Here is a 13,915-nt window from a genome sequence, read left to right as displayed (position 1 = left end):
TCAGGTATTTTTCCAATGTTTGGCGATAAAGTCCTGCACGGCGGGCAGGTCATTATCCAGCACGGTGTATTGTTCTTCCCGCTCAAACAGGTCCGACATATGTACCGGCAGGGACGGTTCGGCCTTGACGCCTGAACGCAACACGGCATCCGGGAACTTGGCCGGATGCGCAGTACCCAAGGTAATCATCGGCACCGCCGGGTCGCGGCGACAGTTGCGGGCCGCACGCACACCGATGGCGGTATGGGGGTCAAGCAGGTACTCGTTCTGATCAAACACTTCACGAATAGTGTCCGTGGTGCTCTCGTCACTCACTGCGTCACTGTCAAACAGTTTTCGGGCGTGTTTCCAACGGTAGTCTTCGATGCTGACAGGGCCTTTGGCGGCATTCTCCAGCAGATCTTTTACCGCGACCCCGTCACGACCGTGCAGGTCAAACAGCAGGCGTTCGAAATTGCTGGACACCATGATATCCATACTTGGTGACAGGGTATGCTCAAGCTGGAGCTGCTCGTAGCGGTTGCCGCTCATAAAGCGATGCAGAATGTCGTTACGGTTGGTGGCGATCACCAGCTGGGAGATCGGCAGCCCCATCTTTTTGGCCAGGTAGCCAGCAAAAATGTCGCCGAAGTTACCCGTAGGCACCGAGAACGCCATGCTCCGATCCGGCCCGCCGAGCGCCAGGGAAGCATGAAAGTAGTAGACGATCTGAGCCATGATACGGGCCCAGTTGATGGAATTCACCGCTGCAAGCTGGGTTTGACCACCGAGGAACGACTGGTCACCAAAGCTCGCCTTCACCATGCGCTGGCAATCATCAAAGTTGCCGCGCACCGCAATGTTATGGATATTCTCACCCTTCACGGTGGTCATCTGGCGGCGCTGTACTTCAGATACCCGCTCATGGGGATGCAGGATAAATATGTCGACGTGTTCGCACCGACGGCACCCCTCAATGGCAGCAGAGCCGGTATCACCGGACGTTGCCCCCATAATCACCACGTGCTGCTTGCGTTTCTCCAGAACATAATCCAACAGGCGCCCCAACAGTTGCAGGGCAAAATCCTTGAACGCCAGAGTGGGGCCACGGAACAGCTCCATAACCCACTCATTGGTGTCCAACTGAACCAATGGTGCCACCGCTTTATGGGCAAATACATCGCCGTAGGTATCGTCCAGCATCCTGCGGAAATCCTCCGCTGGAATCGCGTCGTCGACAAACGGGTGCATCACCTTAAAAGCAAGCTCACTGTAGGTAAGACCACGCCAGCTGCGGATTTCCTCCAGGCTGAAATGCGGCAGCGATTCCGGGACATACAGGCCACCATCGGTAGCCAGACCTGTTAGCAGGACTTCTTCAAAGCCCAGGGCGGGAGCTTCGCCCCGTGTACTGATGTATCTCACCTTGCGTTCCTGTCAGTTAAAGTTTTCGGCGCGGATACGGACGACTTTCTCGTCGATATCGCTCAGGGCTTCCAGCTCTTCAATGGCGCGGTTGATCTGTCGCTCCTGGACCGTATGGGTCAGGATGATCACCGGGATGCGGCCATCTTTCAGCTCCGATTCCTTCTGCATGATGGACTCAATGTTGATGCCGTGTTCACTGAGAATAGAAGCGACTTTCGCCAGCACACCTGGGCGGTCCAGGGCCTGTATCCGCAGGTAATAGGCGGACTGGACATCTTCCATTGGCAACACCGGCAGATCTTCCATCGCCGACGGCTCAAAGCCGAGATAAGGCACCCGCTGATTGCTCTTGGCGGCCACCGAACGGGCCGCGTCGATGATATCGGCAATGACCGCTGACGCCGTGGCTTCATCGCCGGCGCCCGGGCCGTAGTACATGGTCTGGCCGACGGCATCACCGTCCACCAGCACGGCATTCAATACCCCGTCTACCTGCGCAATCAGGTGGCTACGGGGAACTAGCGTGGGATGCACCCGCAACTCAATACCCTCATCACGGCGGCGAGCAATTCCCAGGTGCTTGATGCGATAGCCGAGAATTTCCGCATGAGCGATGTCGTAGGGCGTAATCTCTGAAATCCCCTCGGTGTAGGCCTTTTCAAACTGAAGCGGCACGCCAAAGCCGGCTGAGGCGAGGATGGTCAGCTTATGGGCAGCGTCGATACCTTCCACGTCGAAGGTTGGGTCTGCCTCGGCGTAGCCCAGATCCTGAGCTTCTTTCAGCACTTCCGCGAACTCACGACCGGCGCGCATCTCGGTGAGAATATAGTTACCGGTGCCGTTGATGATGCCGGCAATCCAGTCGACCCGGTTAGCCGCCATACCTTCGCGAACGGCCTTGATGACAGGAATGCCACCGGCAACGCCAGCCTCGTAGGAAACGATCACATTCTGCTTCGCCGCTGCCTCGAAAATCTCGTTGCCATGAACCGCAATCAACGCCTTGTTGGCGGTGACTACGTGCTTGCCATTTCGGATGGCAGCCAGCACCAACTCCCGAGCGGTGTCGTAACCACCAATCAACTCGACCACAACATCCACAGACGGGTCGTTCACCACGTCAAAAATGTCGGTACTGAACGGGATATCCCCCAGATCAAACTCATTGCGCGGGGTGCGTGTCGCCACCCGGGCAATACGGAGATTGAAACCTGTCCGACCTGTGATCAGGCTGGCATTACGGGTCAGTACGTTGAACGTACCACCACCGACTGTTCCCAGTCCGCAGATTCCGACATTGACGTCTTTCAAGCTTTCACCTCTGTTCCCGATGGGTTGCTGTGGGGAGCGATAGTATAACGGTTAACGGGCGCCCGAATAAGCCCTGCCTGATCAACGGGCAGGGCGGCATCCCGTAGCCTATCAGAGCAGCCCCAGGCCTTCAGCCAGTTTTTCGGACGGCACGTAACCACGCACCATATTACCGTCTTCCAATACAATCGCCGGGGTGCCTGTCACACCAACGCGACTACCCAGCTCGAATTGTTCTCTGACCGGGTTCTCGCAACTTTGCTCATCCACGGACCGCCCCTGCTTGGCCGCATTCATGGCTGCCTGCGGATCGTCGGAACACCACACAGAGATGTACTTGCGAAAAGAGGGCGTATTGGGCCCGGAACGGGGGAAGCCATAGTAATTGACCGTGATGCCCAATTCGTTCAGGCGCGGAACCTCGTCATGCAGTTTGCGACAATAGGGACAATCGATATCTGTGAACACCGCAATAGAAGCCTTTTCGGTGCCCTCGGCCGGGAAACTGATCAGCCCCTTATCACCGAACTCATCCATGGTTTGAGCACGCTGGGACGCCCTTCCCTGTTCCGAGATGTTGGCAATACCGTTAGCGGTCACCTTCAGCAGGTCGCCGGTCAGGAGGTACTGGCCATCGGCCGTGGTGAAAATGGTATCACCGTTATTACTGTACACCTCGTACAAACCCTCAGCGTCCGACTTGCGAACATCGGATATCTTCAGCCCTGGAATCGCTGCGGTGAGTTTATCGGCAATCGCATCCTCAACCTCGCCCGCATGAACGGTGTGAGCACCAACCGCCAGGGCCGCGAGCGCCAGTGGCAGCATGGGTTTAAACAAGTTCTTGATCAGCATATTGGTTTCCAGTTTTCCAGAATCACGAAGGTATATAGCCTGTCAGACGGCGAACTTCGCCGAGTTTGTGTGACACCGCTGCCCACAAAAAAGTTCAGTGTACCAAGCGCCATGGCTGCCGACTAACCCGGGATCTTACGACACCCTAACCTCGCGGATGGTGAGCCTGATGTAGCGACTGCAATCGCTGACGTGCCACATGGGTGTATATTTGGGTTGTCGACAAGTCCGAATGCCCAAGCAGCATCTGGACCACACGCAAATCCGCACCATGATTCAACAGATGCGTTGCAAAGGCATGCCGAAGGGTGTGGGGTGACAGATGCTTGTGAATCCCAGCCCGGAGCGCGTAATGCTTTATCCGGTGCCAGAAGGTCTGCCGAGTCATCGCGGCAGGGCGATTACCCGGAAACAGGGCGTTGCAGGCCCGCCCCCTGAGAAGCTCGCCTCGCCCCTCCCTCATGTAACGCACCAGCCAATCAACCGCTTCCTCGCCAAGCGGAACCAGGCGCTCCTTGTTTCCCTTGCCAACGATCCGGATTACCCCCTGGCGCAGATTCACTTCATCCACCGTCAACGCCACCAGTTCCGAAACCCGCAAACCGCAGCCGTACAGGATTTCCATCATCGCCTTGTCGCGAAGCTCAATAGACACTTCAGGGTCGGGTTCCGACAACAGGTTTTCCACGTCCTCTTCTGACAGCGAGTCTGGTAACCGTCGGGGAAGGCGGGGGCTATCTATTCGTAGCGTGGGGTCTTCTGCGATCACGCCTTCCCGCAAAAGGTAGCGAAAAAAACGACGCAAACCGGAAAGCCGACGAGCAGCCGTAGAGGTCTTGAAACCGTCAGACAGCCCACGGGATATCCAGCCCAGCAAATCGGTACGGCGCACCTCTGTCAGCAGGGGTTTGCCCGGCTGATCCCACAACCAGGCGGCCAACCGCTCAAGGTCACTCCGGTAGGCCTGCCGCGTTTTCTCACCCAACCCATCTTCAAGCCAGATGGCATCGGTGAAGCGCGCAATGACCGCTTCATCCTGCGACCGAAGCTCAACTCTGGAGGTGGATTTCCGGGGCATGGTGGCCTACTCGAAACGAAACAAACACGAAAAGTTCCGGTAACCGGATACGAAAAAGGCAGCCTTGGGCTGCCTTTTTCTGACGAACTGTAACCAGCAACCCGTGCTGATCAGCCCAGCTTTTCCTTGATACGAGCTGCCTTGCCGGACAGGTCGCGCAGGTAGTAAAGCTTGGCCTGGCGAACGTCACCACGACGCTTCACGCTGATGCTGTCGATCAGCTTGGAGAAGGTCTGGAAGGTACGCTCAACACCCACACCGTAGGACACTTTCCGCACGGTGAAGGAAGAGTTCATGCCACGATTGCGCTTGCCAATCACAACGCCTTCGAACGCCTGCAGACGCTCACGGTTGCCCTCGGTAACGCGAACCTGGATAACCACGGTATCACCCGGCGCAAAGGCAGGGATTTCCTTGGTCATCTGCTCTGATTCAATCTGACTGATGATGTTGTTCTTGCCGCTCATCGTATGTGCTCCTGATACCCAATCTTTTAATGCCCTGATGATTCAGAGGCACCCGGTTCGTTCAAAATCTCTTCCAGCAGCTCACGCTCTTCGTCCGTAAACACCCGCTTTTCCAGCAGGTCGGGGCGTCGCTCCCGGGTTCGCCTCAACGACTGTTTCAGCCGCCAACGCCGGATCTGATCATGGTGACCGCCTAACAAAACATCCGGCACAGCCTGACCTTCGTAAACCTCCGGCCGGGTGTAGTGCGGACAATCCAGCAAACCGTCAGCAAAGGAATCCTGCTCTGCCGACTGCGCATGACCCAGCGCTCCGGGGATGAGGCGTGTAACCGCATCAATGACAGCCATGGCCGCCAACTCGCCACCGGACAGAACAAAGTCCCCCAGTGACACTTCCCGATCGACTTCCGCCGATATCAGGCGCTCATCAACACCCTCGTATCGACCAGCGACAAGAATAAGACTCTCTTCCGCCGCTAGCGATTCAACCACGCCCTGATTCATCGGTTCTCCCTGAGGAGACAGATAAATCACGCAAGCGTGACCGGGCGCAGACTCCCTCGCCGCATGAATGGCATCCCGCAAGGGCTGAATTTTCATCAGCATGCCGGGACCACCACCGTAGGGCCGGTCGTCTACCGTGCGATGACGATCATGGGTGAATTCCCGAGGATTCCAGGCCGTGAACGTCAACAGACCATCACGTACTGCCCTTCCGGTAATCCCGTAATCCGTCACCGCAGCGTACATTTCCGGGAACAGACTGACCGCGCCAATCCACACCCGTCAGAACTCCGGATCCCAATCGGCCACCAAACGCGAGCCGGCCAGATCCACACTCCGGACTACTTGGTCCGGAAGATAGGGAATCAGCCGCTCGCGCTGGTCAATGGAAGCGTCGGTTGCCCGCACCACCAGGACGTCGTTGGAGCCTGTTTCTATCAGATGATGCACCTTACCCAGGTACTCATCCTCTATCGTGAAAACGTCAAGCCCTTCCAATTGATGCCAGTAATACTCCCCTTCAGGAAGCTGCGGCAGTTCCTCGGTAGACACAATAACGTCGGCTCCGCAGTAACTGCGGGCCACTTCACGATCATCAATACCTTTGAGCCTGACGACGATCCCCTGGCCTTGCCGGCGACCTTCCTCAAGCCTGGCCGGGATACGCTTGCCGTTGTGAACCAAGGTCCAGTCCCGGTAGTTCAGTATTCCGTCCTTGGGGTCAGTGTAGGAGTAGACTTTGAGCCACCCCTTAACCCCAAACACCGAGGTAATCTGACCAATCACAGTTTCCTGCGAATGTTGAGCCATACCCTAACCCCGGTGGTGAAACGTTCTTTCAATTACTCTGCAGCAGCGCCTTTCAGCAGCTGTGCAACGCGCTCGCTGGTCTGGGCGCCTTGACCCAGCCAATGATCGATGCGATCACGATCAATACGCAGACGCTCTTCCTGGCCACGGGCAACCGGGTTGAAGAAACCAACACGCTCGATAAAACGACCGTCGCGGGATTTGCGGCTATCTGTCACTGTCAGATGGTAGAACGGGCGCTTCTTGGAGCCACCACGAGCCAAACGGATTATTACCATTTCGACCAATATCCTGTTCTGTTGTACGAACTTTGTACGATTCACACCCGCCAAGCTTCAGAAATCACTGGCTGGCGCGAAGACCCATACTCGAAAGGGGCGCTATTCTATGCTAAATGAACGCCAAAGAAAACAGGGAAAACATCCCGGTTTCTACATACGTCCACGCGGGGGCATACCACCGCCTGCACCACCCGGCGGCATCATACCGCCAAGACCGCGCATCATGTTAGCCATTCCGCCCTTCTTACCGAATTTCTTCATCATTTTCTGCATTTGCTTGTGTTGTTTCAGCAAACGATTCACATCCTGAATCTGCGTACCAGACCCCGTCGCAATGCGGCGCTTGCGGGAGTTATTGATCACATCCGGGTAGCGGCGCTCCTTTGCCGTCATCGAGCAAATGATGGCTTCCATCTGCCCCATGGACTTGTCGTTGACCTGCTGCTGAGCCATCTGGGCCATCTGCCCCATGCCGGGCAGCTTATCCATCAGGCCGCCGATGCCACCCATGTTTTTCATCTGCTGAAGCTGATCACGGAAGTCTTCAAGATCAAAGCTCTTACCTTTCTTGATCTTCTTTGTCAGTTTCTGGGCTTTCTTCTGATCAATCTTGCGCTCGGCTTCTTCTATAAGGGAGAGCACATCCCCCATACCCAGAATCCGAGACGCCACCCTGTCAGGATGGAACGGCTCCAGGGCATCGGACTTCTCACCCACACCCAGAAACTTGATCGGCTTGCCGGTAATGTGACGCACCGACAGCGCGGCACCACCACGAGCGTCGCCATCAGTCTTGGTCAAGACAACGCCCGTCAGCGGCAGGGCATCGTTAAAGGCCTTGGCCGTATTGGCCGCATCCTGGCCGGTCATGGCGTCGACCACAAACAGGGTTTCAACCGGGTTGACCGCTTTATGGAGGCGACCAATCTCGCCCATCATCTGCTCATCAACGTGCAGGCGGCCGGCAGTATCCAGGATCACCACATCGATATGTTTCTTGCGAGCTGCGTCCATGGCGCCATTGGCGATATCAACGGGATCCTGGTCCTCAGAACTTGGAAAGAACTCCACGCCCACTTCACCGGCCAGTGTTTCCAACTGACGAATTGCCGCTGGGCGATACACGTCGGCACTCACCACCAGAACGGACTTTTTCTCCCTTTCCTTAAGGAAACGGGAGAGCTTGGCAACAGTCGTGGTCTTACCGGCGCCCTGCAAACCGGCCATCATAATCACCGCTGGTGGCTGCACCGCCAGATTGAGGGACTCATTGCCATCCCCCATCACCCGCTCGAGCTCCTGCTGGACAACCTTTACGAATACCTGGCCAGGGCTCAGACTACGCTGAACTTCCTGCCCGATTGCCCGCTGACGCACACCCTCAATGAATGCCTTGACCACAGGCAGGGCAACGTCCGCCTCCAACAGCGCCATGCGCACTTCACGCAGCGTTTCCTTTATATTGTCGTCGGTCAGCTGCGCCTGCCCAGAAATCTTGCGCAGACTGCCGGAAAGTCGGTCCTGGAGGTTTTCAAACATGTTGCTCTTCCGTACCCGAATAAATTGGTTGCATGAAATACCGGAACCCGATCGGGCTCCTTGATTCCTGTTGCATAATCGCGACATTATAACCAGACTATCGCCCTGAAACGACCAGCCCGGTCAAATCGGTGTGGAACCTCGCCGATCTCGAGTCAGAAAGTGGTTATAAAAAGGACGTCATGGGAACGCTGATCCTCGCGGTCACTTCGTTATTACTTTACAGCGTAGGTACCGCCCTCCAGGCTCTCAGCTTCCGGGGACGGGTACACACCAGCATTGCCATCACCACCCTTATCGGCTTGCTGGCCCTGACAGCACATGGCCTGCTGATTGCACAGACCGTCCATCGCGAAGGCGGTTTCGATTTCGGCTTCTTCCAGAGCTCTGTCCTTATCTCCTGGCTGATCGCCTTTTTGTTGCTTGCCCTCAACCTTCGCAAACCGGTACAAAGCCTTTTCCTCGGTGTTTACCCGCTGGCAGCACTGACGATCATCATGAGCCTGATCACACATTCCTCTTCCCGGCTGGTGCCAGAAGACAGCTACGGCATGCTCTCCCATATAGCACTGTCGGTGACAGCCTACAGTCTGTTTACGCTGGCCGCCATACAGGCGGTGCTGCTCTACCTACAGAACCGCCAGCTCAAACAAAACTATAACAGCGTCCTGATTCGCAACCTGCCACCGCTCCAGACCATGGAGTCACTGCTGTTCGAGCTGGTGTGGGCAGGTGTGGTCATGCTGATTCTGGCCATTGTGACCGGCGCTCTGTTCATTAACGATCTGTTCGCCCAGGACCTGGCCCACAAAACGCTGTTTTCGCTGCTGTCACTCATCGTCTTCATCGCATTACTGATCGGGCGCTACACAAAGGGCTGGCGCGGCATTACCGCCAGCCGCTGGACACTGGCCGGCTGCGCCCTATTGATGCTCGCCTTCTATGGCAGCAAGTTCGTACTGGAACTGATTTTTCACCGGGGCGGCTGACGCTACCAAGAATCAGCCCCAGACAGACGCCAACTTGACACCCCGACTTTCAACCGCCTATTTTCCCAACTTGCCGGCAACATAAGGACATTCAGTCTTGAACGAAACATCGCTTACCGCGCTGTTCATTATCCTGGCAGGGCTTATCCTGCTTTCCGCCTTTTTCTCCAGTTCTGAAACCGGGATGATGTCACTGAACCGGTACCGACTGAAGCACATGGCCAAGACTGGCCATAGAGGTGCCCGGAGAGCGCAGTCTCTCCTAAATCGAACCGATCAGCTCATCGGCGTCATCCTGATCGGCAACAACTTTGTTAACATCTTTGCCTCAGCCATCGCCACGGTGATTGCCATCCGCATATGGGGCGACGCCGGAATTGCCATCGCCACCGTCCTGCTGACCATCGTCATCCTGATCTTTGCGGAAGTCACGCCCAAAACCCTCGCTGCGCTGTTTCCCGAAAAGATTGCCTTTCCAGCCAGTCACGTACTCGGGCCGCTACTCAAAATACTCTATCCCGTAGTTTGGGCGGTCAATCTGTTTACGGGCGCCATCCTGAAGATCATCGGCGTGTCCGCCGACGATGCCGCCAACGAGCACCTCAGCCGCGAAGAACTGAGAACCCTCGTTAATGAAGCGGGTGCGCTTATCCCAGCAAAACACAAAGATATGTTGGTCAGCATCCTGGATCTTGAAAAAGTGACCGTGAACGACATCATGGTGCCACGCAATGAGGTGGTCGGCATCGATCTGGACGATGATTTGGACACCATCCTGCGCCAACTGCGAAGCAGCCAGCATACCCGTCTGCCGGTGTTCAAGGGGGACATTAACAACATCCAGGGTGTACTTCACCTGCGCAACGCCTCAAAACTCCTGCTTCACGATGAAATCAACAAGGCCATGCTAATGCAGCTGTGCCGTGAGCCCTATTTCATTCCGGAAAGCACCCCCCTCAACACCCAGCTGATCAATTTCCAGAAGGAGAAACGACGCTTCGGTATCGTTGTTGATGAATACGGAGAGGTGCTCGGCCTGGCGACATTGGAAGACATCCTTGAGGAAATCGTTGGCGAATTCACCACCGATTACGCCGCCACCAGCCCCGACATCATTCCCCAGGACGATGGTACGTACATAATCGATGGCACGTCCGCCGTACGGACCATTAACAAAACCCTTGGCTGGAAATTGCCCATTGACGGACCCAAAACACTCAACGGCCTTATCACCGAAACACTGGAAAACATCCCGGACACCAACGTGTGCCTGAAAGTAGGTGGGCACCGCGTCGAGGTGCTCCAAATCAAGGACAATGTGGTCAAGGCTGCAATCGTTCATCCTAAAAAGAAGAAAAAGCGCGCTACGAGCTAGATCATCTGGCTATAACGCCTGACTGTTTAGAAAGATCAAATTTTAATATTTCTCTTGACCGAAATGCGGTTCCACCCAAGACTGAAGTCACGCGAAAAAATAACGACATGCCGGAAGGCATACGATCCGCCGTTCCTTAGGGTGCTTTGGAACTTTAGTGGGTTTTGTTAGCGTTTGGTCATGTTACCGTGTGTTAAAATGCGGTAAGTTTAACGTATAAAGAAAAAATACAGCTGTAAGCTCGGTCATGTATCCGGTTGAGGCGTACACAGGAGTCGGCCATGAATAAGCAGTCCGGCATACATTATCTCCGCGAGCACCGGGAGGCAGGGAGCTCAAATCCCGTACCTGCGCAGGTGGTCCGCATTCGCGACACTGTCGTTGCTGGACTGGGGGATTTGTTGCAGGGTGCATTTGATGCAGTTGATGACTCGCTGTTCGAACTGGCAAACAATGCCAGGAGCAACAACGAGCAGAACCGCTATTTCGAGGCTATGCGCGAAATCCGCATCAAGCGGAAGGGTGTAGAGCGCCATTTTCAGAATGCGGTAGCACAACTGTTTGCCGATCCACCTCAAAGCGGCAGCGTGGCAGCCGATGAAAGCCTTGCCAGCCAGACCAATTCAGACAGTCTGTCGCTGGTTGGCGACGATGACCTGGAAGAACAGGTTGCCCTCAATGCCATGATCACCAAGTCCAAGGTGCACTTTCAGGGCCCCCTGCTGCAACTTCAGACCCGCTTCAGCGTGGTTTATCCGGGCGCCAGTGATGAGGCACCGGTTAATCCCATGGCGCCAGAGCATCTCTGCGGCGCCTTTGTGGAAGCCATCCAGGCTCTGGAAATCCAGATTCGCGAGCGCCTGATCCTGCTCAAGCAATTTGATCGGTACGTTGTTTCCAACCTGGGCATGTTGCTGGACGAAGCCAACCGAATTCTCATCCAGGCTGGCGTGATTCCGAATTTCCGCTACCACGGTAAGGCTGGCAAGCAGCAGAGCAAGACAGCACCCGGCACCCACTCTGACGAAACAGGGGACGCCGGAGCGACCATCGAACCCTCTGCTGCAGAAAGTCAGCAAGGGCACCACGAAGGTGCCATGTTTGACCAGATTCGGCAGATGCTGGCTCTCCAGCGCGCCAACGCAGGTATTCCGCCGCGGGCATCCGACCCCAATATTCATGTCGTTGGAGGAGCGGAACTGGCAAGCATGCTCGGCTCACTTCCCCAACAGCCCCCCGGTGAACAGATCAGCGGCAACCTGAGTGCCGGCGAGCCGGTGATGGTTGACCTGCACCAGGTTGTCCAACAGTTGTTGGCACAGGCTGGAACGACCAGCGATGGCAAAAAACCGGCACTGGCGGAAATGGACGAGGACCTGATCAACCTCGTGTCCATGCTGTTTGAATTCATTCTCGACGATTACAACCTGTCGGCGCCCGTGCAGGTCCTGATCAGCCGATTGCAGATCCCCATCCTCAAGGTGGTTATCAAGGACAAGTCATTCTTCAGCAAAGCAACTCACCCAGCCCGCCGCCTGCTGAACTCCCTGGCACGAGCTGGCATTGGCTGGAGCGAGAGTGACGAGAAAACCCGCGACAAGCTGTACGAACAGATCCACGCCATAGTCGTTCGCATACTGAACGAATTCGATGGCGACGTAACACTCTTTGAGACCCTGGGCGAGGAGTTCGAACAGTTCCTGGCAAGGGAAAACCGCAAGTCCTCCCTGGTGGAGCAGCGCACCCGGGAATCCGAGCGCGGACGCATCAAGTCGCAAAAGGCTCAGGAAACCGTCGATCAGCTGCTGCAGAAAAAGCTGGCCCGATACAAGCTTCAGGAACCGGTTCGGAACATTCTGATCAACGGCTGGAGCCGAGTGATGTTCCTGGCCTACCTGAGGGACGATGTGGAACACCGCTGGCTACAGACCGTCCGTGTAGTGGACGACCTCATTTGGTGCCTACATCCGCATCAGGAAGATGAAGAGCGGGATCAGTGGGTTCGCGTGGTTCCCGGCCTGCTGAAGTCACTCCGGGCCGGGCTTGAAGAGGTTTCCTACAATTCATCCAAGCTGGATGAGATGATGGCGGATCTCAAACACGAGTTAACGGAAGCTTTCCGGGCCAACGCGCTGGCCGAGGCCATGGAAGACGCTCCCGAACCGGAGCCTGAAGAAGACATCCCCACAGCCCATCAGACCGCCATCGAGCGTCAACAGGAGCTTGAGGACGCCGCCATCGCCGAATACGTGGCACAGATTGATGCTATTGAAATCGGCAACTGGGTGGAGTTCAATCTGGTCAATGGCGCCAGCTTCCGCTGCAAGCTGTCCGCCATCATTGAGGAAGCAGACTGCTTTGTGTTCGTGAATCGCATGGGGCTCAAGGTGATCGAGAAAACCCGCACCGATCTGGCCCATGAGATGCGGCGCGGCCGCTTGACCGTCCTTGAGCAGGGAGCTCTGATTGACCGGGCGCTGGACGCCGTTGTGGGCAGCCTGCGAACCAAGGCAGGATAAGCACCGGGAGCGCCTGAGCAACAATGCTGGAGTATGGCAGCGTTACCGGCCTCCCGGACAAATACCGAATCACCCTGGCGATATCGGTTGCCCTGCTGCTTCATACCCTGATAATGGCCAGCATTCCTTTTACGGCTCCAGACGTGGAAAGCCATCGTCAGACCGTGAAAGTGGAACTGGTTAGCCCTGGCAGTGCTCCCTTGCCCGAATCCGTCGCCAGCGTTACATCGCCGACTCGCAAGAGCGCTCCTGACCGCAACACCATCCCGACTGCACCATCGCCTATCAGCAACCAGAGTGACTCCGTGGCTGTGGAATCACCTCAAATTGATACCAGTCATCCCCGGAACAAAGAACCAACTGTACGCTCAACGCCCTCGCGGGACTCGGTCGCTACTACCGCAGGTAGCCCGGAGCAACCGGTGGAAAACACGCCGGAAAGGATCACTCGGACAACACCGTCTCCACGAGATGTGGACCCGTATATGGCAAGTTTGGCCGCACACATTGGCGAGGAACTCGGCAAACGACCGGTTCCTTCCAGCCGCAGTGTTACCGAGCCGGTGATCAGTCAGCTCGATCTGAGACTATTGCCAAGTGGAGCACTTACTGGCGCCAAGGTCACCAAATCGACGGGTTTCAACGACATAGACCGAGCGATTTATCAGGCTGCCCTTTTAGCCAGCCCTTACCCAAAACCACCGAAAGAATACTCAGGAAGGAAGCAGTTCCGGGTCGAACTCATTTTCGCCCCGGAACGACTTTAAACGCAGTTAAC

The 13,915-nt window shown here is 56.1% G+C and carries 13 protein-coding genes; 4 read left to right on the top strand and 9 right to left on the bottom strand.

Going from position 1 to position 13,915, the window contains the following annotated elements; genetic code table 11:
• The 9 genes from thrC to ffh all read right to left on the bottom strand — a co-directional run bounded on the left by thrC (nt 1) and on the right by ffh (nt 8,254).
• The gene (gene thrC, locus AC0B60_RS00665) at nt 1–1,404 is read right to left on the bottom strand and encodes a threonine synthase (RefSeq protein ID WP_465083234.1); all 1,404 of its coding nucleotides are present in this window, start codon (nt 1,402–1,404) and stop codon (nt 1–3) included.
• 12 nt (nt 1,405–1,416) lie between these two features.
• The gene (locus tag AC0B60_RS00660) at nt 1,417–2,718 is read right to left on the bottom strand and encodes a homoserine dehydrogenase (protein WP_465083232.1); all 1,302 of its coding nucleotides are present in this window, start codon (nt 2,716–2,718) and stop codon (nt 1,417–1,419) included.
• A 111-nt stretch (nt 2,719–2,829) separates the two neighbouring features.
• Entirely contained in the window at nt 2,830–3,573 is a 744-nt protein-coding gene (locus AC0B60_RS00655; protein ID WP_465083230.1) for a DsbC family protein, read from the bottom strand.
• Nucleotides 3,574–3,718: 145 nt separating this feature from the next.
• Nucleotides 3,719–4,651 (bottom strand): site-specific tyrosine recombinase XerD, encoded by a 933-nt coding sequence (gene xerD / locus AC0B60_RS00650; protein ID WP_465083229.1) that lies wholly within the window; start codon nt 4,649–4,651, stop codon nt 3,719–3,721.
• Nucleotides 4,652–4,761: 110 nt separating this feature from the next.
• A complete protein-coding gene (gene rplS, locus AC0B60_RS00645; RefSeq protein WP_007154388.1) occupies nt 4,762–5,118 on the bottom strand; it encodes a 50S ribosomal protein L19 in 357 nt (118 codons plus the stop codon).
• 26 nt (nt 5,119–5,144) lie between these two features.
• Nucleotides 5,145–5,903: a tRNA (guanosine(37)-N1)-methyltransferase TrmD gene (gene trmD / locus AC0B60_RS00640; RefSeq protein WP_465083227.1), complete on the bottom strand. Its 759-nt coding sequence runs from the start codon at nt 5,901–5,903 to the stop codon at nt 5,145–5,147.
• Between the two features lie 3 nt (nt 5,904–5,906).
• Nucleotides 5,907–6,434: a ribosome maturation factor RimM gene (gene rimM, locus AC0B60_RS00635; RefSeq protein WP_465083225.1), complete on the bottom strand. Its 528-nt coding sequence runs from the start codon at nt 6,432–6,434 to the stop codon at nt 5,907–5,909.
• 32 nt (nt 6,435–6,466) lie between these two features.
• Nucleotides 6,467–6,712, bottom strand: coding sequence for a 30S ribosomal protein S16 (gene rpsP / locus AC0B60_RS00630; protein ID WP_007154391.1), 246 nt, complete (start codon nt 6,710–6,712; stop codon nt 6,467–6,469).
• Between the two features lie 153 nt (nt 6,713–6,865).
• On the bottom strand, nt 6,866–8,254 hold the full coding sequence (gene ffh / locus AC0B60_RS00625; protein ID WP_465083224.1) for a signal recognition particle protein: 1,389 nt from the start codon (nt 8,252–8,254) through the stop codon (nt 6,866–6,868).
• 182 nt (nt 8,255–8,436) lie between these two features.
• Here ffh and AC0B60_RS00620 point away from each other — a divergent pair, with 182 nt between their 5' ends.
• The 4 genes from AC0B60_RS00620 to AC0B60_RS00605 all read left to right on the top strand — a co-directional run bounded on the left by AC0B60_RS00620 (nt 8,437) and on the right by AC0B60_RS00605 (nt 13,904).
• On the top strand, nt 8,437–9,243 hold the full coding sequence (locus AC0B60_RS00620) for a cytochrome C assembly family protein (RefSeq protein WP_465083222.1): 807 nt from the start codon (nt 8,437–8,439) through the stop codon (nt 9,241–9,243).
• A 97-nt stretch (nt 9,244–9,340) separates the two neighbouring features.
• Nucleotides 9,341–10,618: an HlyC/CorC family transporter gene (locus tag AC0B60_RS00615; protein WP_465083221.1), complete on the top strand. Its 1,278-nt coding sequence runs from the start codon at nt 9,341–9,343 to the stop codon at nt 10,616–10,618.
• Between the two features lie 281 nt (nt 10,619–10,899).
• Nucleotides 10,900–13,137, top strand: a complete 2,238-nt coding sequence (locus AC0B60_RS00610) for a DUF1631 domain-containing protein (protein WP_465083220.1) — start codon at nt 10,900–10,902, stop codon at nt 13,135–13,137.
• Between the two features lie 23 nt (nt 13,138–13,160).
• Entirely contained in the window at nt 13,161–13,904 is a 744-nt protein-coding gene (locus AC0B60_RS00605) for an energy transducer TonB family protein (protein ID WP_465083219.1), read from the top strand.
• Nucleotides 13,905–13,915: the final 11 nt, after the last annotated feature.

Source organism: Marinobacter sp. V34 (assembly GCF_055524115.1).
Note: the sequence above shows the minus strand (reverse complement) of the source record. Positions and strands in the feature narration are given on the sequence as shown.